At 63.8% G+C, this 21670-nt stretch carries 21 protein-coding genes and 1 pseudogene; 11 read left to right on the top strand and 11 right to left on the bottom strand.

Annotated elements, in window-relative coordinates:
* Nucleotides 1–40: 40 nt before the first annotated feature.
* The 3 genes from LB553_RS05930 to LB553_RS05920 form a co-directional block, all read right to left on the bottom strand.
* Complete coding sequence (locus LB553_RS05930; protein ID WP_224511510.1) at nt 41–1183, bottom strand: porin; 1143 nt, start codon at nt 1181–1183, stop codon at nt 41–43.
* 378 nt (nt 1184–1561) lie between these two features.
* Nucleotides 1562–2272, bottom strand: a complete 711-nt coding sequence (locus tag LB553_RS05925) for an antitoxin Xre/MbcA/ParS toxin-binding domain-containing protein (protein ID WP_224511508.1) — start codon at nt 2270–2272, stop codon at nt 1562–1564.
* A 261-nt stretch (nt 2273–2533) separates the two neighbouring features.
* Entirely contained in the window at nt 2534–3526 is a 993-nt protein-coding gene (locus LB553_RS05920) for an adenosine kinase (RefSeq protein WP_224511506.1), read from the bottom strand.
* A gap of 324 nt (nt 3527–3850) precedes the next feature.
* Between LB553_RS05920 and LB553_RS05915 the strand changes: the two genes are divergently transcribed.
* Nucleotides 3851–4753, top strand: coding sequence for a DMT family transporter (locus LB553_RS05915; RefSeq protein WP_224511504.1), 903 nt, complete (start codon nt 3851–3853; stop codon nt 4751–4753).
* Between the two features lie 65 nt (nt 4754–4818).
* On the top strand, nt 4819–5514 hold the full coding sequence (locus LB553_RS05910) for a sulfate transporter family protein (RefSeq protein ID WP_224511502.1): 696 nt from the start codon (nt 4819–4821) through the stop codon (nt 5512–5514).
* On the opposite strand, the gene LB553_RS05905 is transcribed toward LB553_RS05910, so the two are convergent.
* From LB553_RS05905 to LB553_RS05880, 5 genes and pseudogenes are all read right to left on the bottom strand, one after another.
* A complete protein-coding gene (locus LB553_RS05905) occupies nt 5511–6317 on the bottom strand; it encodes an isocitrate lyase/PEP mutase family protein (RefSeq protein WP_224511500.1) in 807 nt (268 codons plus the stop codon). The two genes, LB553_RS05910 and LB553_RS05905, sit on opposite strands and share 4 nt — an antisense overlap.
* A 78-nt stretch (nt 6318–6395) precedes the next feature.
* Nucleotides 6396–7199, bottom strand: a complete 804-nt coding sequence (locus LB553_RS05900; protein ID WP_224511498.1) for a hypothetical protein — start codon at nt 7197–7199, stop codon at nt 6396–6398.
* Between the two features lie 115 nt (nt 7200–7314).
* Nucleotides 7315–7985: pseudogene (locus tag LB553_RS05895) on the bottom strand (HAD family hydrolase).
* A gap of 149 nt (nt 7986–8134) precedes the next feature.
* A complete protein-coding gene (gene dut / locus LB553_RS05885) occupies nt 8135–8620 on the bottom strand; it encodes a dUTP diphosphatase (RefSeq protein WP_224511497.1) in 486 nt (161 codons plus the stop codon).
* A gap of 83 nt (nt 8621–8703) precedes the next feature.
* Entirely contained in the window at nt 8704–9174 is a 471-nt protein-coding gene (locus tag LB553_RS05880) for an Lrp/AsnC family transcriptional regulator (RefSeq protein WP_224511496.1), read from the bottom strand.
* Between the two features lie 115 nt (nt 9175–9289).
* On the opposite strand from LB553_RS05880, the gene LB553_RS05875 reads away from it, so the two are divergent.
* The 4 genes from LB553_RS05875 (at nt 9290) to LB553_RS05860 (ending at nt 12809) form a co-directional block, all read left to right on the top strand.
* The gene (locus LB553_RS05875; RefSeq protein ID WP_224511495.1) at nt 9290–9544 is read left to right on the top strand and encodes a DUF6356 family protein; all 255 of its coding nucleotides are present in this window, start codon (nt 9290–9292) and stop codon (nt 9542–9544) included.
* Nucleotides 9545–9560: 16 nt separating this feature from the next.
* A complete protein-coding gene (locus LB553_RS05870) occupies nt 9561–10361 on the top strand; it encodes a class II glutamine amidotransferase (protein ID WP_224511494.1) in 801 nt (266 codons plus the stop codon).
* Between the two features lie 147 nt (nt 10362–10508).
* Nucleotides 10509–11309, top strand: coding sequence for a class II glutamine amidotransferase (locus LB553_RS05865; protein WP_224511493.1), 801 nt, complete (start codon nt 10509–10511; stop codon nt 11307–11309).
* 126 nt (nt 11310–11435) lie between these two features.
* Nucleotides 11436–12809 (top strand): amidase, encoded by a 1374-nt coding sequence (locus LB553_RS05860; protein WP_224511492.1) that lies wholly within the window; start codon nt 11436–11438, stop codon nt 12807–12809.
* Here the strand turns inward: LB553_RS05860 and LB553_RS05855 are convergent.
* Together LB553_RS05855 and LB553_RS05850 are read right to left on the bottom strand one after the other, a co-directional pair.
* Nucleotides 12803–13876 carry an NAD(P)/FAD-dependent oxidoreductase gene (locus tag LB553_RS05855; protein ID WP_224511491.1) on the bottom strand — a complete coding sequence of 358 codons (1074 nt, stop codon included), beginning with the start codon at nt 13874–13876 and terminating at the stop codon, nt 12803–12805. The two genes, LB553_RS05860 and LB553_RS05855, sit on opposite strands and share 7 nt — an antisense overlap.
* Before the next feature lie 62 nt (nt 13877–13938).
* Nucleotides 13939–15753, bottom strand: coding sequence for a winged helix-turn-helix domain-containing protein (locus LB553_RS05850; protein WP_224511490.1), 1815 nt, complete (start codon nt 15751–15753; stop codon nt 13939–13941).
* A gap of 202 nt (nt 15754–15955) precedes the next feature.
* Here LB553_RS05850 and LB553_RS05845 point away from each other — a divergent pair, with 202 nt between their 5' ends.
* The 4 genes from LB553_RS05845 to LB553_RS05830 all read left to right on the top strand — a co-directional run bounded on the left by LB553_RS05845 (nt 15956) and on the right by LB553_RS05830 (nt 18806).
* Nucleotides 15956–16237, top strand: coding sequence for a DUF4242 domain-containing protein (locus LB553_RS05845; RefSeq protein WP_224511489.1), 282 nt, complete (start codon nt 15956–15958; stop codon nt 16235–16237).
* Nucleotides 16238–16252: 15 nt separating this feature from the next.
* On the top strand, nt 16253–16768 hold the full coding sequence (locus tag LB553_RS05840) for a hypothetical protein (RefSeq protein WP_224511487.1): 516 nt from the start codon (nt 16253–16255) through the stop codon (nt 16766–16768).
* A gap of 65 nt (nt 16769–16833) precedes the next feature.
* A complete protein-coding gene (locus LB553_RS05835; RefSeq protein WP_224511486.1) occupies nt 16834–17091 on the top strand; it encodes a DUF1127 domain-containing protein in 258 nt (85 codons plus the stop codon).
* 122 nt (nt 17092–17213) lie between these two features.
* The gene (locus LB553_RS05830; RefSeq protein ID WP_224511485.1) at nt 17214–18806 is read left to right on the top strand and encodes a peptide chain release factor 3; all 1593 of its coding nucleotides are present in this window, start codon (nt 17214–17216) and stop codon (nt 18804–18806) included.
* A gap of 172 nt (nt 18807–18978) precedes the next feature.
* Here the strand turns inward: LB553_RS05830 and LB553_RS05825 are convergent, their stop codons facing one another.
* Nucleotides 18979–19449, bottom strand: coding sequence for a VOC family protein (locus tag LB553_RS05825; protein ID WP_224511484.1), 471 nt, complete (start codon nt 19447–19449; stop codon nt 18979–18981).
* A gap of 272 nt (nt 19450–19721) precedes the next feature.
* Here LB553_RS05825 and ilvD point away from each other — a divergent pair, with 272 nt between their 5' ends.
* The gene (gene ilvD, locus LB553_RS05820; protein WP_224511483.1) at nt 19722–21566 is read left to right on the top strand and encodes a dihydroxy-acid dehydratase; all 1845 of its coding nucleotides are present in this window, start codon (nt 19722–19724) and stop codon (nt 21564–21566) included.
* The last annotated feature ends 104 nt before the right edge of the window (nt 21567–21670 follow it).

Below are 21670 nucleotides of genomic sequence, written 5' to 3'. Positions count from 1 at the left end.
GCGGTGCCGCGGGCCTTTCGTTTATGATTTTTGCGCTCGATCAGAAGTTGCGCTGGAAGCGAACGATGCCGCCGATGCTGTCTTTCTTGTCGGCCTTGGTGAAGTTGCCGTAGATGGAGGGATTGCCGAAGTTGCCGTAGTGATCCCAGTCGACTTCGGTCGTGACCGTGAAACCGGGCACGATGGTGTAGGCGACGTTCGCGGCGAGAGCGTAATTCTTGTCGTCGTCGGCCGAAGCCTGAACGTTGAACGCCGTCTTCTCGTTGAACTTGTAGGTGCCGCCACCCCAGACAGCCCAGTTGCCGCCCCAAGGCTTGTACTGGGTACGGCCGCTCGGAGCAAAGTCGTCACTGTTGTCGGTGGTGCCGTAGCCGCCCATGAAGAACAGCGTCAGTTTCTTGCTGACGTTGACGTCCAAGCGAACCTTGCCGGTCACTTCCTCGTAGTTGCTGTCATACGCGGCGACGCCGGTAATGGCACCCCAGTCGCCCTTGTACTTCAGGCCGCCGACGACATGCGGAACATAGCTGTCGATCGTGTTGACGCCGGTGCCCTCTTCAAGCGAGACCACGCCGGTGATGCCGTTGCCTGCGTCGAAATTGTACTGGACGACGTTGGTGTCCTTGATGCCGTAAGGGATGATCGTGTCCTGGATGACGTTGCCAGCATAACCGATGAACTGGTCATATGCCGTTTCATCCTTACCGACGCGCAGCCCGCCGAGTTGGATCCAGGCGAAGTTGAGGGTGGTCGTCTTGTTGCCGGCCTGCCAGCCGGAGCCGCCAAATTCGTAGTCGCCCGAGGAGTTGCCGAACTGGAAGCGGGTTTCGGTGAAGGTCTTCAGCGTGCCGAGCTCGGTTTCCTGGCCGGTATAAGTCCTCAGCGTGAAACGCATGTTCTTGTAATAGGTGTCGTGGTCGCGGCCGTCCTGGTGATCCGGCACGTTATTGACGCCGTCCAGCGTGCCGGAATCGCCGACGCCGATGTCATAGCGCAGGTAGCCGCCGATGCGCAGGCAGGTCTCTGTGCCGGGGATGTAGAAATAGCCGGCGCCATAGACGTCGCAGATCTTCACGTATTCGGCCGGTTCCGGCTCGGCGACGGTGACCGCGTCGGCGGCGCGGGCGCCCGAAACTGCGATCACAGCCGCAGCGGAGCCGAGTAGAAGGCTCTTGATGTTCATTTTCTTGAATCTCCAGTCAAAGGTTCAAGACAGGCCTGACGTGCCGTTCGGCTTTGCCACCCCCGTCCCCATCGTTGAAAAAGCACGCGCACCGGCGCCGCTTCTTCGCCCTGGACATGGCCCAATCGTTGGCCTCAGACAACAGGGATTGTGTCGGAAGGGCGGCTTTTTGAACTCTTATGGAAGTCTTGTTGCGCAAATATCACGTCATATAAATGCAATGATGGGACATTCTGAACAATAAGTACAGTCGGAACGCCAAGGCAACCTTCGAAATGTGCCAAATGTGCCAATTGTTACAGTTATGACGAATGATTTGCCGGATAAACTTTTAAAAATCCGGATAAACATAGAAAAATCGACTCAGCGAAACAGGAGTCAGGATAGGGTGCGGGCGGCGCGGATGACGTCCTCGACCATGTCTTCCCTCAGCATCTCGATGGGGACGCGGCCATTGAGCTCGGGCGAAGGCCGGCTCAGCCAAAACCAGGCAAGCCTCGGATTGGCGATCGCCGAAAGCACGTCGCTGATCCCAGGAACCGGCCTGCCGTCGACGAACTGGGCCAATGGGAAGACATGTTTGCGGCCGCCCTTGCGCAGCGCAACGACCTCGCCGCGCCTTTGCCAGCGATGCAGCGTGGAACGCGGGATGCGGAGCTTCTCTTCCAGATAGGTCGAGCCGGCGACCTCGCCGGCCCAATCCTCGATCAGCATCGATTGGAGCTCCGCGGCGCGCTCGGCGATCGGCTGGGCCGCAGGCCTCTCTGTCTCCGATTTCGGCGGCGAGCGCTCAAGAGCGCGGCCGGACATGGCCGCACCGTCGCCCGCGGCCTTGTTCGTCATCACACGAAAGAAGTCGTAGGCAAGGTCGGTCCACTCACCCTTGAAGGAGCTGATGGCAAGGCGCTGTGCTTGCGGCAGGAAGGGCAGGGCGGCAGCCACATGGCCCGCGATCTTGCTTGCTGAAGCAAGCGCCTCGGCGTCCAGCATGACGCCATGCTGCGTCAGCGCCTCGTGCACGGCTTCGGTTATAAGGCCTGCCAATGCCTCTTGTGAAATCCCGTCGGACGGGTTCTGGAATCTGGTCATCAATCTGTCTTGCGGCCCGCGCTCCTCCCAGGCGCCGGCGATTGCTGAAAATCTTATTGCGGAAAGCAAAAATCGAGACGGCATCGGGCCCCGCGGCCCGGCAGGTTGCTGGCTTGCATCTTCACATCCCTGGTTTGGCGTGCCGCAATGTCAGTCGCGGAACGCCCAGATTGCGTGTAGGAGCGCTCTGTGACAGGGGCGCGACAGGGAAGCCGGTTTTGACCCTATTGGCGGTGACGCAACGGTACTTGTTGGGCAGCTCTAAAGAAGCCCCACTTGCTCGGCCTCGCGGCGCAGGTTCTGGCGCGGACGCGGGCCGATCTGCTGGATCACCAACCCGGCGGCCAGCGAGCCGAGGTCGCCGCAATCCTTGAGGCTGCGTCCGGTCGTGTAGCCGTAGAGGAAGCCGGCGGCATAGAGATCGCCGGCGCCTGTCGTGTCGACGAGTTCCTTGATCCTCGTGGCCTGGATGGTGACGGTCTCGCCGCCGCGCACGATCACCGAGCCTTTTTCCGAACGGGTGACGGCGGCTATTTTGCAATCCTTGCGGATGGCCGCGAGCGCCTCCTCGAAGGAAGCGGTCTGGTAGAGCGACTTGATCTCATGGCTGTTGGCAAAGACGATGTCGACGGTGCCCGAACGCATCAGCTCGAGGAATTCGTCGCGGTAGCGGTCGACGCAGAAGGAATCCGACAGCGTCATCGACACTTCGCGGCCCGCCGCATGCGCCAGCTTCGCCGTCTGGCGGATGGCTTCCTTGGCGCGCGGCGGATCCCACAGATAACCCTCGAAATAGGTCACCTTGGCGCCGGCCGCCTTATCGGCCTCGACGTCTTCCGGGCCAAGCTCGACGCAGGCGCCGAGATAGGTGTTCATCGAACGCTCGCCGTCGGGCGTGACGAAGATCATCGAGCGCGCCGTCGGGGGGGCGCCCTCGAGCGGCCTGGTATCGAATGCGACGCCCTGGGCCTGGATGTCGTGGGTGTAGATGTCGCCCAGCGCGTCGTTCGACACCTTGCCGAAGAAGGCGGCGCGGCCGCCGAGACTGGCGACCCCGGCCGCGGTGTTGCCGGCGCTGCCGCCGGAAGCCTCGATCGCCGGTCCCATGCGGCTGTAAAGCAATTCGGCGCGCCTGGCGTCGATGAGATTCATCGCGCCCTTGATGATGCCGTTGGTCTCGAGAAAGGCTTCGTCGCACTGCGCGATGATGTCGACAATGGCATTGCCGATGCAAAGCACGTCATATTCCGGCATCAAAGTCTCCGCCAAGGACCTACCCGGCTATCTGGCATGCCGGCCGGGCGCGGGTCTAGCGACTTGGCATTGCTTTGCCTACCCCGAAAATCGCCGTCGTCTTCCGTCTGGCCGACCTTGGCGCCGATTGTTCGCCGGCTGCGGCAGTGTTCGCATCGAACTGGCCCATATCGGCCGCGATCTTCGCCGCTATGGTTTCACGGCGATCGAAACATTTCCGCGTCGCCGTGGGCTAGAAGCAATTCCAGGAAGAAGCGCGAGCGGCTCTCCGTCCGGAATTGCGTAACAACAAAGCGGATCGTTTCCGTAACGGAAGGCGCAGAAATGTCCGAAAAGACCGAAATGTCCACCGACCTCGCGCTGCTCGGCGTCTTGGCGGTGCTGTGGGGCGCTTCCTACACCTTCATCAAGGTCGGGGTCGAGACGATCCCGCCGGTGACCTTCATCGCCACCCGGACCCTGATCGCCGGGGCTATTCTCTTCACGATCATCCGCTGGCGCGGCCTTGCCATGCCCGCCGATACGGCCACATGGCGCCGGTTCGCCTTCCAGGCCTGTCTCAACAGCGTCGTGCCGTTCACGCTGATCGCCGCTGCCGAGCGCTCGGTCGATGCCGGTCTCGCCACCATCCTCAATTCGACGTCGCCGATCTTCACCTTCCTGTTGACGGCATTGATCACGCGCCATGAGCCCGTAACGGCGCGCAAGCTGGTCGGCGTCGGCGCCGGCATCGTCGGCATCTGTCTCATCATCGGCACGCAGGCGCTTGGCGGGCTTGGCCATCAATTGTGGGCGCAGCTTGCGATCGTCATCGCGACGATCTCCTATGCCGGGGCGGCGATCTTTGGCCGCGGCTTCAAGGGCCTCGATCCCATGATACCCGCCGCGGGCTCGATGCTTTGCGGCGCCGTCATCCTTGTGCCGCTGAGCCTGGTCGTCGACCGGCCATGGACGCTTGCGCCGTCGGGCGCATCGATCCTGGCCCTGCTCGGCCTGTCGGTCTTCTCGACGGCGCTGGCCTTCGTCATCTATTTCCGCCTGATCCACACCCTGGGCTCGGTCGGCACCACCTCGCAGGCCTATCTGCGCGTGCCGATCGGCGTCGGCATCGGCGCCGTCTTCCTCGGCGAAAGCCTCGGGACCACGGCCTGGGTCGGCATGGCCTTCGTCGTCGCCGGAGTCGCGGCAATGACGATTCCGGCTCGACAGACCCGGCTCGCCCAATAGTTGCGCGTAGGATCAAGCCGGCCTATCTGCGAGGCGTCGTTTCTCGATGAGGGCTTGGACCTGCCGTGATCCTAGACGCCGCCCGTGCCGCCGCCAGCCGGCTGTTCTCGCCTGAATTCCGCTCCGTCTTCCTGAAGACGCTGGGGCTGACGCTGCTCGCTCTGCTGGCGCTGTGGGTCGGCCTGGAAAGCCTGATCGAATGGCTGGCCTGGCCCTGGCTGCAAACGCTGTTCCCGGGCCTGCCGTCCTGGGCCGGGTGGCTGGGCAGCATCATCGCCGGCATCGTTCTGGCCGTGGGATTGGCATTGCTCATCGCGCCGGTGACGGCGATCATCGCCGGCCTGTTCCTCGACGATGTCGCCGAAGTGATCGAGCGCACCGATTATCCCAACGAACGGCCCGGCCATGCCGTGCCGGCTCTGCATTCGCTTGTGCTGGCGATCAAATTCTTTGGCGTGGTCGTCCTCGGCAACATCATCGCGCTGCTCTTGCTTCTGGTGCCGGGCATCAACATTGCCGCTTTCTTCATCGTCAACGGCTATCTGCTCGGTCGCGAATTCTTCGAGTTCGCCGCCATGCGTTTCCGCCCCGAGGCGGAGGCCAAGGCGCTGCGCCGCAAATATGTCGGCACGGTGTTCCTGGCCGGGCTGGTCATCGCCCTGTTCCTCGCCGTACCGCTGCTCAACCTCCTGACGCCGCTCTTCGCGGCTGCCATGATGGTGCACCTGCACAAGGCGGTTGCGGCGAAGGAGCTGGTTTAGTCGGTGTCGCCGCCACGGAACAGCGCCTGCAGCTTGCCGAACGGCATCGCCGCGCGGGTGAAGCCGAAGGTGCCGTCCTGCTGGATTTCGCGCGCTGCCGTCTCCAGCATGCCATAGGCGAAATTGGTCAGCCACGGTCCGAGCGAAATGCGTTTGACGCCGGCCATGGCAAGGTCGGCGGTGGTGAAACCGGGTCGGGCCATCACATTGACCGGCCGGCTCACCGACGAGCAGATCGTGCGCACCATTTCGACGTGGCCGATGCCCGGCGCGTAAAGCACGTCGGCGCCGGCTTTCTCGAAGGCCTGCAGTCGCTTGATGGTGTCGTCGAGGTCGCTCTTGCCCCACAGGAAATTCTCGGCCCGCGCGGTGAAGACGAAATCATGCTTGAGCGCCCGGGCCGCCTCGACGGCGGCCGCGACGCGTTCGGCCGCCAGCGAGAAATCGTAGATCGGATTGGAGGGGTCGCCGGTGTAGTCCTCGATCGAGCAGCCGGCAAGGCCGGCGGCTTCGGCCGCGAAGATGGTCTCGGCGGCCTGTTCGGGGCTGTCGCCCTTGCCGCGCTCCAGATCGGCCGAAACCGGCAGGTCTGTCGCCGCCGTCACCTCGCGGCAATGATGGATCATGGCCTCGAAGGTCACGGCGCCGTCCGGCAGGCCGCGCGAGAAGGCGAAGCCGGCGCTGGTCGTCGCCAGCGCCTTGAAGCCGAACGAAGCGAGAAGCTTGGTCGTGCCTAGGTCCCAAGGGTTGGGCATGACGAAGGTGGAGGCATGCAGATCGCGAAAAATCTTGCCTTTGTCCATGATGGATCCTCAATCATGATCGGGTTGTGGGGAGAAATCTATCGCGCGGGCCGGGACCGGGCAAATGATGCGTTTCGTTCAGAAGCGTTTCTCGTTCTCTGCTGACAATTTCTCGAAGGCATCGGAATTCCTGACATAGCGCGACCTGACATCGTCCCAGCGATAGGTGACGGAAATGTCGTGCGAGGCGGCCTTGGCCGCCGGTTCCTCGCAGCTTTCCCCGCTCGGCTTGGTGGCATCGGTCACCGTTACTTCGATCGCCGCGTAGGGCTTGTCGCCACCGTGCGTCTGGAAGGACAGGTCCTGCGTGCGCTTGTAGGCACAAACATTCTCGTCGAACGTATTGATCTGGTCGATCGCCTCGAACCTGTCATTCCGGACGAGGATAAGGATCGTGCCGACATAGCCCTGGTTCGAATTGAAATGCGTGCTCATGGTGATCAGCGCGTCGTCATCCGCACTGATCGGGAGTTTTCCTGGATCACGAAAATAGGTGCTCTGGTCGGTTCCGACATTGACCGCGTCGAGCAGCTTCGGCTTACCCGTGAGGTCGTAAAGGGCCAGCACGGCAAATCCTTCGGCGCTGTCCTGCGACTGGCCGAGATCGAGAAGCATCGCCAGCCGGTCCTTGCCGCCGGCCTTGATGGCCAGCACCGCCGCATTCGGCAGGTTGATGATCTCGGGCGGCGATCCGCCATCATTGCCGCCGAGGATGTCGCGCATCTCGATAGGCGCGCCGCCTTTGTAGAAGCCGTCGTTGCCGGGCTTGAGATCAGGCACGATCATTTTGGCGAGGTCGAAATAGGCAACGTCCTGGTGCCCGGGAATGGCGCTGTTCAGTTCCGGGAAGCTGACGGCCTGGGCCAGCGCGGCCGCGCACACGCATGGCAGCAGCAGGCATGCAAATATGAAACGGCATAAGGTGGAAATCACCGACCGCGCCCCCTCGGATGCGCTCACGCTAGCACGGCGCGTTGCGATGCGCAGCCGGGTGCGATCAGCGGATCGGCACGAGCCCGGCAAGTTCACGCATATCGTCGAACAATATGCCGCCGGCCGCCGCCAGGCCATCGCGATCGGAGAACGGATCGGCGTAATAGGAGAACACCCGCATGCCGGCGGCGATGCCGGCCTCGGTCCCGGCGACGCTGTCCTCGATGAGGATGCAGTCGGCCGGCGCGTAATCCATCGTCTTCGCCGCATGAAGAAAGAGATCCGGGAACGGTTTGCCTCGGCTGACCATGGTGGATGAGAACATCGCATGCTCGAACAGCGGCAACAGCCCGGTCTGGCCGAGCGTGATGTACATCTTCGAAACCCGCGCCGAGGAAGCGACGCAATAGGCGATGCCCGAGGCCCGCACCTTATCGATGAAGTCGCGCACATAGGGGATTGCTTCGACCCGTGCGAAAAGAGGTCCGGCAGGCCGGCATTCCAGCGCTCCACGAAGTCGGCGCCGAGCCTGGCCTTGGTCGTCTCTTCGATCTCCTTCTGCACCGAGACCATGCTGCGGCCGGAGAAATGCTTGCGGCAATATTCGAATGTGGTCGCAAAACCGGCGGCGGTCAGCCATTCCGCAAGGCGCCGATTGGCAAGATTCTCGGTGTCGACCAGAACCCCGTCGCAGTCGAAGATGACCAGCTTTGGAAGGGGTCGAGTTTCAGTCATATTGAAGCAATTCTGTCGGTGGAGATTCGAGCAAGGCCGAGACCTTCGGCGCAGGCCGTGCTGGTAGCACGGCCAAGTCCGAAGGGCGAAGGATTTGGCTCGAATTCACCCGGCAGAATGGTTCAATATGATTGAAATACGGCCCGGCATTAAGCGGTGCCGGTCGATCCGAACCCACCGGCTCCGCGCGTCGTGCCGCCGGCGAGAGCGCGCTCCTCGACCGTAACCTGGGTGACGGGGGCGAAGACGATCTGGGCGATGCGCATGCCGCGCGTCACCGGGAAATCCTCGTCGCCGAGATTGACGAGCAGCACTTTCACCTCGCCGCGATAGTCGCTGTCGACGGTGCCGGGCGAGTTGAGGACGGTAAGGCCATGCTTGAAGGCGAGACCCGAGCGCGGCCGCACCTGGCCTTCCATGCCTTCCGGGATTTCCAGGACAAGCCCGGTCGGCACCAGAGCGCGTTTTCCTGGCAGGATGAGCAGCGGCCGGTCCTCCGGCACCGCGGCGCGCAAATCCATGCCGGCGGCGCCCGCGCTCTCATAGACCGGCAGAGGCAGGCCTTCGCCATGCGGAAGCCTGACGAAACCGACGGTGGGGCCGATGACGGAGGAAGAATGGACAGCCGTGCGCATGAGCCCACTCCTATCGGCGCGGGTACCGATTCAGTCAACCCGGCCGTGACGCTATCAACGCCTTTCTTTCAAGGCAGTTCCGGTCAGCGCAGTTCCACCGGCACCACGGTGGTCTCCTTGATCTCCTCCATGACGAAGGAGGCCGAGACGTCCGACAGCGCCACCTTGGCGATCAGCCGCTGGTAGAGACGGTCGTAGGCTTTGACGTCGGCGACGCGGGCCCTCAGCACGTAGTCGAGGTCACCCGACATCCGGTAGACGCCGGTGATCTCGGCAAAGCCGGTCACCGCCGCGCGGAATTTCTGCAGCCAGTCCGGATCGTGGTTGGAGGTGCGGACCAGGATGAAGACGGACAGCCCGAGCCCGAGCTTGTCGGCATCGACCAGCGCGACGCGGCCGGTGATGACGCTATCCTCCTCCAGCCGCTTGACGCGCCGCCAGCAGGCGTTGCGCGACAGCGCCACCCGCTCCGACAGCTGGTCGACCGAAAGCGTGCCGTCGCGTTGCAGCTCGGCCAGCAATCTTCGATCAATCTCATCGATTTCTGTCGACATGTTGGGATGAATGTCCCACAAAATAGCAAAAAGCAAGGATCATTTGGGACCAATGAACCAAAGCCGTATGGCACGATACTCATTATCGGGGCTCGTCCCGGCAGGAGGGATCACCATGACGACACGGTTTACGGCACTGTTCACGGCTCACCCGGAGAAGGTTGGCGAGACCTATTTCGGCCATATGGCTTTCGCCGCCTGGTTCTGCTCGCGCCTGTCGATGGCGGCGGGCGCCGCGCTCGTTCACGCTTTCTTGCCATTTCTGTTCGAGACTACGGCCAGCCGAATCGTTCGCGAGCTCTATGAGCGCACGCACAACAGAGGTTCGCATGCGGCGAAGGAGCCAAAGGCTCTCCTGGACCGCGCCTGATAGATGGTGGAATGCGATGTGCCGGTGGGCGGCCTATCTTGGTGAAGCAGTCTTCCTCGAAGACATCATCACCGCGCCCTGCCATTCGCTGATCGCCCAAAGCCACTGCGCCCAGGAAGCCAAGTCGCCGACCAACGGCGACGGCTTCGGTCTGGCCTGGTATCGCGACCGGCCCGAGCCTGGACTCTACCGCGACATCCTGCCGGCATGGTCCGATCCCAACCTCAAGAGCCTCTGCCGGCAGATCAAGTCGGGCCTGTTCCTCGCCCATGTGCGCGCTTCGACCGGCGGCGCCACCAGCCGCATGAACTGCCATCCTTTCGTCTCCGGCCGCTGGTCGTTCATGCACAACGGCCAGATCGGCGGCTTCGAAAAGATCCGCCGCGCGCTGGAGAACTCGCTCTCCGACGAGGTCTTCGACCAGCGCGAGGGCACCACCGATTCCGAGCTCTTTTTCCTCTTGATGATCGACCAGGGACTGGCGAGCGACCCGCAGGGCGCGGTGTCGCGGGCAACCGGTCGCGTCATCGAGGCCTCGCGCCGCGTCGGCATCGAACCTGCGTTGAAACTGACCGCGGCCTTTTCCGATGGCGAGGCGCTCTATGCCGTGCGCTACGCCACCGACGACCATGCGCCGACGCTCTATACCGGAGCTTTTGCGAAACGCGCCGGCCATTGCATCGTCTCCGAGCCCTTCGACCGCGACGGTGGCGACTGGCAGACGATCCCGCCATCGAGCTTCGTCACCATGACGAGGGGCGGCACTGGCATCCGGCCGTTTGCGCCGGCGGCGGCCCCGCTGGCGCTGGTCGGCTGAAGCAAGATCCAGGCTGCCCGATTCAGGCAGAGATCAGCAAAACGTAAGCGCGGCGTAAGGACGCCCAGGCTTCCTAACTGTCATCTGTGGCACTCGACGGGTCGCGAATCCATTCGCGCCCAGAACGCATCGACAGAGGATCAAACAATGTGCAGGTGGGCAGCCTATCTCGGCGACGCGATCTTCCTGGAGGACGTCATCGCCGCACCCTCCCATTCGCTGATCGTTCAGAGCCATGGCGCGAAGGAGGCGAAATCGCCGATCAATGCCGACGGCTTCGGCGTAGCCTGGTATGGCGACCGGCCGGAACCCGGCCTTTACCGCGATGTCCTGCCGGCCTGGTCCGATACCAATCTCAGGAGCCTTGGACGCCAGATAAAATCCGGCCTGTTCCTGGCCCATGTGCGCGCCTCGACAGGCGGCGCCACGACCCGCGCGAACTGCCATCCCTTCGTTTCGGGCCGCTGGTCGTTCATGCATAACGGCCAGATCGGCGGCTTCGAGAAGATCCGTCGCGCGCTCGAGAATTCGCTCTCCGATACGTTGTTCGACCAGATCGAAGGCAGCACGGATTCCGAACTGTTCTTTCAGCTTATGATCGGCGAAGGCCTGGCGCAGGATCCACAAGGTGCGGTGTCGCACGCCACCAGTCGAGTTATCGAGGCCGCGCGCCAGGCCGGCATCGAACCTTCACTGAAGCTGACGGCCGCCTTCAGCGACGGTCGGGCGCTGCACGCCGTTCGTTACGCCACCGACGAGCATGCCCCGACGCTCTATATCGGCGCTGTCGCCAAGGGAGTAGGCCGTTGCATCGTCTCCGAGCCGTTCGATCGCGACGGCCGCACCTGGCACGAGATTCCGCAGTCGAGTTTCGTCACCATGACCCGCGACAGCACCAGCATCAAGCCTTTCGCGCCGGCGGCCGTCCGGTTGGCTCTGGCAGGGTGAGGGAAATCGGCACTTGGCGCAATTTCGATCAAGCGCCCGTAAGCTTCGGATGCTGAATTCGGCTTGAAGCCGCGCCCTCATCCGCCATGTTCAAGGCGAAGCGCGGCAAGCAGCCGGAGTGTGTACATGGATATCGGGTTTTCCTCGACTGCCGAGCTCGCGGCAGCCATTGCCCAGCGAAAAATTTCGGCGATCGAGGCGCTCGATGCGCAGCTTGCCCAGATCGACCGGCACAACGGGGCGGTCAACGCTGTCGTCATCCTCGATCGGGAACAGGCGCAGGCACGTGCCGTGCTGGCCGATGCGGCGCAGGCTCGCGGCGACACGCTCGGTCCACTGCACGGGGTGCCATTCACGCTGAAGGATGCGCACGAGACGGCGGGTATCAGGACCACCGTTGGTTTTCCGCCGTTCGCCGACTACATGGCTAGGCAGGACAGCCCTGTGGTCGAAAGGCTGAAAGCAGCCGGCGCCATACTGGTCGGCAAGACCAACGTCGCCGCTATGCTGGGCGATTGGCAGTCCGACAACCCGCTGTTCGGGCGCACTTCCAATCCGTGGGATCTGTCGCGCACGGCGGGCGGCTCAAGCGGTGGCGCGGCCGCGGCAGTCGCGACAGGCATGACTCCGTTCGAAGTCGGCACCGACATGCAAGATTCCATACGCTTGCCCGCTGCTTTCTGCGGCGTCTATGGCCTGAAGCCAACTGAACATCGCGTGTCGCTGGCCGGCGCCTTTCCCGATCCGGGCGGTATGCCGCGCAGCGTGCGGCTGATGTCATGTGTTGGCCCGCTTGCTCGCAACCTCGAGGATCTGGCGCTGATCTATCGGATCATTGCCGGATCGGACCGGGCGGACACCGACTTGGCGCCCGTGCCGGTTGAGCCGATGCCGAAGCTCGAACTCAAGTCGCTGCGCATCGCCGTGGCCGAATCTTTCCCGGGCTTCCCGGTTGCCACCGAAGTCCGTGCCGCCGTCGAAAGCCTGGCCGCGCAGCTCGCCTCGGCTGGCGCGGTTGTGGAGAACGCGAAATTGCCGAAACTCGACTTGCACGACGACCTCGCCGAGGGCGGCAAGCTGATCGGCATGATGTTGGAAGCCGTGCAGCCGGAACCGCCGGAGCACCCGACGCCGGTGTCGCGCTGGTTCGCCGCGCTTACCCGCCGCGACCGATCGACCCTTGCCTGGGAGCGGTTCTTTGACAGCTGCGATGCCTTGCTCTGCCCGGTCGCCATGACCACGGCCTTCCCGCACTGCAAGCCGGGCAGCCCGCTCAAGGTCGACGGCAAGGAAGAAAGCTACTGGATGCTGCCGGCCTATGGAGCGGTCTTCAATTATTCCAGCCATCCGGCGCTCGCGTTCCCTTGCGGGCAGGACCTCGACGGCTTGCCGATCGGCCTTCAATTAGCCGGCAGGAAATGGTCGGAAGCGCGGCTGCTCGGCATTGCAGCCGCGATTGCGCCGCTCACCGGAGGATTTCGCCGGCCTCCCGGCTACTGAGCGAAACGCGACAGCGCGTAGGGTTCAAGCAAGGCATCGCGCTTGTCGTTGAGGATTTCGCCGGCCGCAAACAGGCCGACCGCCGGCGCCAGCGTGATGCCGGAATGGGTGACGGCGACGTAGAGGCCGCCGACGCCTTCCGCGCGGCTGACGATCGGGAAACCGTCAACCGGCGTCGGACGGTAGCCGATCGTGTGGAAGTCGAATTCCAGTCCGTTGGCGCCGCGCAGCATCGCTTTCGTCGCGGCGAACAGCGCGTGCGCGGCGGCCTCCGGATTTTCGCCCGGATCGCCGCCGCCGAAATCCGAGCCGGCGATAATACGGCCCTCAGCGGTCTGGCGCATATGCAGTCTGTCGGCCAGCACCAGCCCGGTGAGCAGCTTTGGGTGCGGACGCGAATGCACGATCAGGCCGGGCGGGGTCTCGATCGGCAGCTTGATGCCTGCCGTCGCGGCGATCGCCGGAGCGCCGGCGCCCGCCGCGATCACCACCTCGTCGGCGGCGATGATCTCGCCCGCAGCGACGACGCCCGTGATCTTGCCGTTGACCAGCGCCAGCCTGTCGACGCTTCCCTTAGCGATCCGCGCGCCGCGCCGTTCGGCATCGGTCAGCAGCGCCTTTGCGGTCGCCACAGGCTCGGCCACGCCTTCATGCGCGACATAAAGTGCAAACTCGGGAAGCTCCGCCAAATTGGGTTCGATGCGGGCCGCCTGTTCGGGCCCGACTCGCTCGATGCCATAGCCCCAGGACGAATGCTCGGCCGCATAGGCTTCGAGCCTGTCCGCGGGCAGATCCCAGCACAGGCCGCCGCACCAGGCGAGCGGCAGGCCCGGCAGGTCATTCGCCAGCCGTTTCCATTCGGCCATGGCGCGGACACGCAGCCGGAAATAGGTTTCCGGATTGCCCCAGCTCGCATTGATCCAGGCAAAGGAATTGGGTGTTGCGACACCGCCGGCGCCGCTTTCCGAAACCACCGTCACCCGCGCGCCGGCTTTCGTCAGGTGCCAGGCGATCGAGGCGCCGATGATGCCGGCGCCGATGACGATGACTTGCTTTGCGCTGCTCATGCCGGACCTTTGAGAGAGATTTCCCTCTCATGCCACCGCGCCGGCCAGACCTCAAGTGAGAGCTAGACGCTGCCCACCGCTACCGCCTGCGCTCCGGCAATCAGGCCCTTCAGCTCGTCGCAGCGCCGCATGAGCCGTGAAGAGTCGACTTTCTTCGCAATCGCCAGCGCGGTGCCGAGCTCCAGCTCAGCGCCGGAACGATCGCCGATCCTGATGAGCAGCGCCGCGAGCGACAGCCTGGTGTCGGCAACATTAATAGGCGAGCCGATCTCGTTCCAGCGCGAGCATGCGATCTGCAGCTCCCGCGCGGCCTCGGCGAGGCGCTCTTCCTGCATGAAAAGCTCCGCCTTGGCTTCCGCGGTCAGCGCCTGGATGGAGGCCATCGGCCAGCGCTGCGGCTGGGTCTCCAATTCGGCGATCACCGCTTTCGCCCGCTCGCGCCGATTGGTCCGCGCCGCCACCTTGGCGAGCGTGGCGAGGACGATGCCTCGCCGCTGCAGGGTCGGCCAGCCATTGCCCACCAGGGAACGTTCGAGAGCGCTGAAAGCGGCCTCCGCCTGTCCTTGCTCGAGTTGCAGCAGCGCAAGTCCGGGCTGCGGATCCCAGCCTGCCGCGTGCGATGCGCGGTACGCCGTTTCGGCTTCCGTGAATTCTCCGGCCGCCAGGTGAATGTCGCCCAGCACGCGCAAGGCGTCGCCGGTCGCCCAGGGCGCGTCGAGCGCGAGCTGGTCGAGTGCCGCGCGCACAAGCGCTTCCGCCTCCTTCAGCGTGCCATGAACGCCGAGCACTTCGGCGCGATGCAGCCGGCACGAGCCCGAAAGGTCTTCCAGCCCGTGTCCCCTGCACCAGTCTTCGTAGCCAAGCGTCCATTGGTTGGCGCGCGACCAGTCGCCGAAATTCCGGCAGGCCCATAGGATGTTGCAGTAGAGGATCCCGCCGACGACCGGGTCGACGTCGCTGGACAGGCCGAGGGCGGCAGCAAGGTCCTGATCCTCCTGCCCGGCTTTGGTTTCACCGAGACACAGTTTGAAGAAGCCGCGATAGATAAGGCCGAGCGACTCCACTACCGGATCGTCGAGGTGCCTGCCGACCGCGAAGGCCTGTTCAGCCAGCGCAAGCGCCTGTTCCGGCTCGGCTTCCGCGCCCATGATGCGCGCCCCCATCCAGCACCAGAGACCGTGCTCTCTGCTGTCGGAAGCGGCATCGATCAACTGCGCGGCGCGCTTGTGCCAGCCCTTGGCGACGGCAAGCTCGCCTCTCTCGAGATGGATCCTGGCGAGGGTGATTGCAGGGGAGGCCGCGCGCAGTCGCTCGCCGGCCACGCCATAAGCCGTCACCGCGCGCGCCAGAAGCGGGATGGCTTCGGCCGGCCGGCCCATGCATTCCAGCGCCAGCGCCCATTCCTCGAGATCGGCCGTCAGCAGCTCGTCGGCGGCATCCGCTTGCGTGAAAGAGGCCGCGGCGTCATGCCATTTTCTCGCTGCAACGGCAGCCCGCGCCGACAGAATTGGCAGGCCGGGGATCGAGGGCTTGCCGCCCAAATCGGCCGGCGCCGGCCTGGTTTGCAAGGCGGCCGGTTGATCCAGGCAAATCCGGTAGCCGAAGCGGGGCAGGTTGCGCAGCGCCGTCTCCATGCCGCCCTGGCGAAGAATGCCGCGGGCAAGGCTCGCGACGCGCTGCAGCGAAGCCTCGGTCACCGTCACGTCGGGCCACAGCGTCTCAAGCAATTCGTCCTTGCTCAAGGCGCGCTCCTGATGGCGCAGCAGGACGGCGAGGAAATCGAAGACCAGGGGCTGCACCTCGATCTCGCTTCCGGCGAGGCGAAGGGCGCGCGAGTCCTCATTGAGTTCGAAGTCGCCGAAGCAATAAATTCCCATCGGCAGCAATCCCTGTAACGGCAATAGGCAAAGGATCAGAATAAGATCAGGGCGGCATAAGGACTGTTGGCCGCCTCTTTCGTAATTCTCCGTCTGCCTGGCGGGCCAAGCTGCAGTTTAGCTCAGCGGCCCCCGGGATGTCACGGGCACCGACCTGGTCGGGCGCCGGTGGCATTTGAACCCAGATCAAGGAGATTGTGACATGCAGAAATACATCATCGAACGCGAGATTCCCAACGTCGGCACCTTCGAGCGCGAGCAGCTTCGCGACGCCTCCAAGGCCTCGAACGCCGTTCTGGCCGAGCTCGGCCCGGACATCCAGTGGGTCGAATCCTTCGTGGCGGACGACAAGACCTTTTGCGTCTATCTCGCCAAGGACGAGGCGATCATCCAGCGTCATGCCAAGATGAGCGGCTTCCCGGCGACGAAGATCACGCAGGTCAAGCGCCTGATCGATCCGACGACGGCTTACGCCGCAGCCTGACGGGGAGGATCGATCGTGAAGCGCTTTGCGGAAATTGTCCTTGCCGTCGGCGCCTCCGCGCTGTTTTGCGGCACCGCGCTCGCCCATGACATGCCCGATCCGGTGCTCAACCGGTCTCGGGAGATGTCGGCCAAGTATCTCGACATCGAGGTCGCCAAGGCGGATGGCTACCGGCAGCTGTTCGAATGCACGACGCATGACGAGCACGGCACGATGGGCGTCCACTTCATCCATCCCGGGCGGGCCGGCGACGGCAGGCTCGTGCTCGGCGAGCCGGACGTGCTGACCTACGAGCCGGAGGCCGATGGCTCCATGCAGCTCGTCGGCATGGAATACATCGTCTTCGAAAAAGACTGGAAGGGCAAAGGCGTACCCGAGTTCCTCGGCCGCACCCTGCAGCGCAAGACGACGGTGGGCGCCCACCCGGTGGACCCGTATTACGAGCTCCATGTCTGGCACTGGCGGCACAACCCGGCCGGCATGTTCGCCGACTGGAACCCTTATGTGAGCTGCGAGCACGACCGGTCCTGACACGCGCAGCGTCTTCGGGAGGGCCTGCACGGCCCTCCCGATCCCTTCGTTCAAACAAAAGGAAGATGATCATGCCAACCCTTCGCATCGGAATGAAGCCCGTCGCCCGCCCATCCGTTAACGAGCGTTTGATCGCGACAGCGGTCGAAATATGCCGTTCCGGCCTGCGCATCGTCGCGCGGATCATCCGCATCCGCAGGGATTGCGCCTGGCTGGACGAGTTGCCGGACTACCTGTTGCGCGACATCGGTATCAAACGCTCCGAAATCTCGTCGGTTACCCGGTTTGGCGGCAAGACCGATCGCGACGGTATGTGGAATTGAGGACCACGGTCTTTGCCGACGGCACGTCTCTCTGCTGCGCCGGTCGAACCGGTCTGTCCAAAACCGTCGACAGGTTGGCAATGCGCTGCTAGAAGCCCGCGCCACAGACAGGATTCCAAAAATTGGCAGAAGACATCGAACAGGCGGTATCGCGCCGCCGCACCTTCGCGATCATCGCCCACCCCGACGCCGGCAAGACCACGCTCACCGAAAAGCTGCTTTTGTTCGGCGGCGCCATTCAGCTCGCCGGCGAGGTCAAGGCCAAGAAGGACCGCATCCAGACGCGGTCCGACTGGATGAAGATCGAGCGCGAGCGCGGCATCTCGGTCGTCACCTCGGTGATGACCTTCGAATATGACGACAACGTCTTTAACCTGCTCGACACGCCCGGCCACGAGGATTTCGCGGACGACACCTATCGCACACTCTCGGCGGTGGATTCGGCCGTCATGGTCATAGACGCCGCCAAGGGCATCGAGCCGCGCACGCTGAAACTGTTCGAGGTCTGCCGGCTGCGCGATATTCCGATCATTACCTTCGTCAACAAGATGGACCGCGAGAGCCGCGATCCATTCGAGATCCTCGACGAGATCGAGCAGAAGCTGGCGCTCGACACCGCGCCCGTCACCTGGCCGATCGGCCGCGGCAGGACCTTCTCGGGCACCTACCACCTGGCGCAGAACGCGGTGCGCCGCAATGACGACGAGAAGGAGCGCACGCCGGTCAACGGCCCAGATTCTAACCGCGTCGCGGGATTGTTGCCGGACAATGAGCGCGAAGCCTTCATCGAGGAACTGGAACTTGCGCGCGAGGCCTGCCGTCCCCTCGACGTGGAAGCTTTTCGCGAAGGTCATCTGACGCCCGTCTATTTCGGCTCGGCGCTGCGCAATTACGGCGTGCGCGACCTGATCGAGGCGCTCGGCGCCTATGGCCCGCCGCCGCGCGCCCAGGAAGCCGACGAACGTCTGGTCGAGGCGACGGAGGACAAAATGACCTCCTTCGTCTTCAAGATCCAGGCCAACATGGATCCAAACCACCGCGACCGCATCGCTTTCGTGCGCGTCTGCTCAGGCAAGCTGGAGCGCGGCATGAAGGCCAAGCTGGTGCGCACCGGCAAGCCGATGAGCCTGTCGGCGCCGCAGTTCTTCTTCGCCCGCACCCGCGTCACAGCCGACGAGGCCTTCGCCGGCGATGTCGTCGGCATCCCCAACCACGGCACGCTGCGCATCGGCGACACACTGACCGAAGGCGAGGAGATCTTGTTCCGCGGCGTGCCGAATTTCGCCCCGGAAATCCTGCGCCGCGTGCGTCTCGGCGACGCCATGAAGGCGAAGAAGCTAAAGGAAGCGCTGCACCAGATGGCCGAGGAAGGCGTCGTGCAGCTGTTCTCGCCGGAGGATGGCTCGCCGGCCATCGTCGGTGTCGTCGGCGCGCTGCAGCTCGACGTGCTCAAGGAGCGGCTGAACGTCGAATACACGCTGCCGGTTGATTTCGAGATGTCGCGTTTCTCGATCTGCCGCTGGATCTCGGCCGACGACAAGGCGGAGGTGCAGCGTTTCATCCAATCGCATCGCGGCGACATCGCCCGCGACCTCGACAACGATCCGGTGTTCCTGGCCCAGCACGCCTTCTCGCTGAACTACGAAGCCGAGCGCTGGAAAGCGATCCGCTTCGCTGCGGTCAAGGATTACCAGGTGCGCGACAAAGCGGCGTAACCTGTTTTTCCCTTCCCCCCTTGTGGGGGAAGGTGGCCTCGCGAAGCGAGGACGGATGAGGGGTGTTCCAGGGAAAGCCAACGTCTCACTTCGCTGGAGCACCCCTCATCCGTCTTGGCGCTGACGCGCCAATCCACCTTCTCCCACACAAGGGGAGAAGGGAAAGTCGCGCTCACCCCTTTGCCGCCGCCTCCAGCTTGTCGATTTCGATCTTACCCATCTGCATCATCGCCGACATCACACGACCAGCCTTGGCCCGGTCCGGATCCTGAAGCAGGCGCGGCAGTTGCTCCGGCACGACCTGCCAGGAAACGCCGAACTTGTCCTTCAGCCAGCTGCAGCGTCCCGGTTCGCCGCCGCCTTCGGTGAGCCTGGTCCAGAAATGATCCACCTCTTCCTGCGTCTTGCAGTCGATCGACAGCGAGATCGCTTCGGTGAACTTGTATTGCGGCCCGCCGTTGAGAGCTTGGAACTGCACGCCGTCGAGCTCGAACGAGGCCACCAGTACCTGGCCTTCCTGGGGATGGCCCTTGGGCCAGCGCGTCACGCTCAGCACCTTCGAATTCTTGAAGATGGAGATGTAGTGGTTCATGGCCTCCTCGGCTTGGTTGTCGAACCACAGGAAGGTGGTGATCTTCTGCATGCCTTGCTCCTCGGGCTTCAAGTCGGCTTTTGTTGTCAAACGGTTCGCCGGCGATTTCGTGCCGTTTCGATGCCGTCTGCCTCAAGGACGCTTCGCCGAGGTATCATCCGACAGCGGCAGAGAAAATTTCCTGAACAGCTCAAATTTCCCGAAGCGTGCTGGTGCAGCGCAAAAATGTGGCAAGGCCGGATCATGGCCGCTATAACCGCTGCCGACTAAATTCGAGCGCCGCCCGCTGCGCATCGGCGTGGCCAGCCAGCAAGGACCATACAATGCCTGCCTATCGTTCCCGCACCACCACCCATGGCCGCAACATGGCCGGCGCCCGCGGCCTCTGGCGCGCCACAGGCATGAAGGACAGTGATTTCGGCAAGCCGATCATTGCTGTGGTCAATTCCTTCACCCAGTTCGTGCCGGGCCATGTGCATCTGAAGGACCTCGGCCAGCTTGTCGCACGCGAGATCGAGAAGGCTGGCGGCGTCGCCAAGGAATTCAACACCATCGCCGTCGACGACGGCATCGCCATGGGACATGACGGCATGCTCTATTCGCTGCCGTCGCGCGAGCTGATCGCCGATTCCGTCGAATACATGGTCAATGCGCATTGCGCCGACGCCATGGTCTGCATCTCCAACTGTGACAAGATCACGCCCGGCATGCTGATGGCCTCGCTTCGCCTCAACATCCCGACTGTCTTCGTCTCGGGCGGACCGATGGAGGCCGGCAAGGTGGTGCTGGCCGGCAAGACGCAGGCGCTCGATCTGGTCGATGCCATGGTGGCGGCCGCCGACGACAAGATCTCCGACGAGGACGTCAAGATCATCGAGCGCTCGGCCTGCCCGACCTGCGGTTCGTGCTCCGGCATGTTCACCGCCAACTCGATGAACTGCCTGACGGAAGCGCTTGGCCTGTCGCTGCCGGGCAACGGCTCGACCTTGGCCACCCATGCCGACCGCAAGCGCCTGTTCGTCGAGGCCGGCCATCTCGTCGTCGATCTCGCCCAGCGCTATTACGAGCAGGACGATGAAACAGCACTGCCGCGCAGCATCGCCTCCAAGGGCGCGTTCGAGAACGCGATGGCGCTCGATATCGCCATGGGCGGCTCGACCAACACGGTGCTGCACATCCTTGCCGCCGCCCATGAGGGCGAGGTCGATTTCACCATGGAGGACATCGACCGGCTGTCGCGCAAGGTGCCTGTGCTTTGCAAGGTGGCGCCGGCCAAGTCCGACGTGCATATGGAGGACGTCCACCGCGCCGGCGGCATCATGGCCATCCTCGGCCAGCTCGACCAGGCAGGCCTGATCAATCGCGACCTGCCGACCGTGCATACCGCCACGCTCGGCGAGGCGCTCGACCATTGGGACATCGCGCGCACCTCGGCCGAGAATGTCCGTAACTTCTTCCGTGCCGCTCCGGGCGGCGTGCCGACGCAGGTGGCCTTCAGCCAGGACCGCCGCTGGGACGAGCTCGACACCGACCGTGAAAAGGGCGTCATCCGCTCGGCCAAGACGCCCTTCTCCAAGGATGGCGGCCTTGCCGTGCTGAAGGGCAATCTGGCGCTCGACGGCTGCATCGTGAAGACCGCTGGCGTCGACGAGTCGATCCTGAAATTCACTGGCCCGGCCCGCGTCTTCGAGAGCCAGGACGCATCCGTCAAGGCGATCCTCGGCAACGAGATCAAGGCCGGCGACATCGTCGTCATCCGCTATGAAGGACCGCGCGGCGGCCCCGGCATGCAGGAAATGCTCTACCCGACGAGCTATCTTAAGTCGAAGGGCCTCGGCAAAGCTTGCGCGCTGATCACCGACGGCCGCTTCTCCGGCGGCACGTCCGGCCTGTCGATCGGCCATGTCTCGCCCGAGGCCGCCGAAGGCGGCGCGATCGGCCTGGTCCAGGAAGGCGATACGATCGAGATCGACATTCCCAACCGCGCCATCCGCCTCGCCATCAGCGATGCCGAGCTCGATGCCCGGCGGGCTGCGATGAACGCCAGGGGCGCCGACGCCTGGAAGCCGGCCGAAAAGCGCAAGCGAAAGGTGACGACGGCGCTCCGCGCCTACGCCGCCTTCGCCACCAGCGCCGACAAGGGCGCGGTGCGGAACGTGCCGGAGTAGAGAGCGCATTTCCCCTTCTCCCGCAAGGGGCCTGTTGCGCAGTTAGCGAGGACAGGCTCGCGGAGCGATTTGGTCGCGAGGTCTCGCTCCGTTTTGGCTTTTGG

The organism is Mesorhizobium sp. CA8 (assembly GCF_020164955.1).
Lineage (GTDB): Bacteria > Pseudomonadota > Alphaproteobacteria > Rhizobiales > Rhizobiaceae > Mesorhizobium.
The sequence above is the reverse complement of the archived record's forward strand: the minus strand, read 5'-3'. Positions and strand labels throughout refer to the sequence as shown.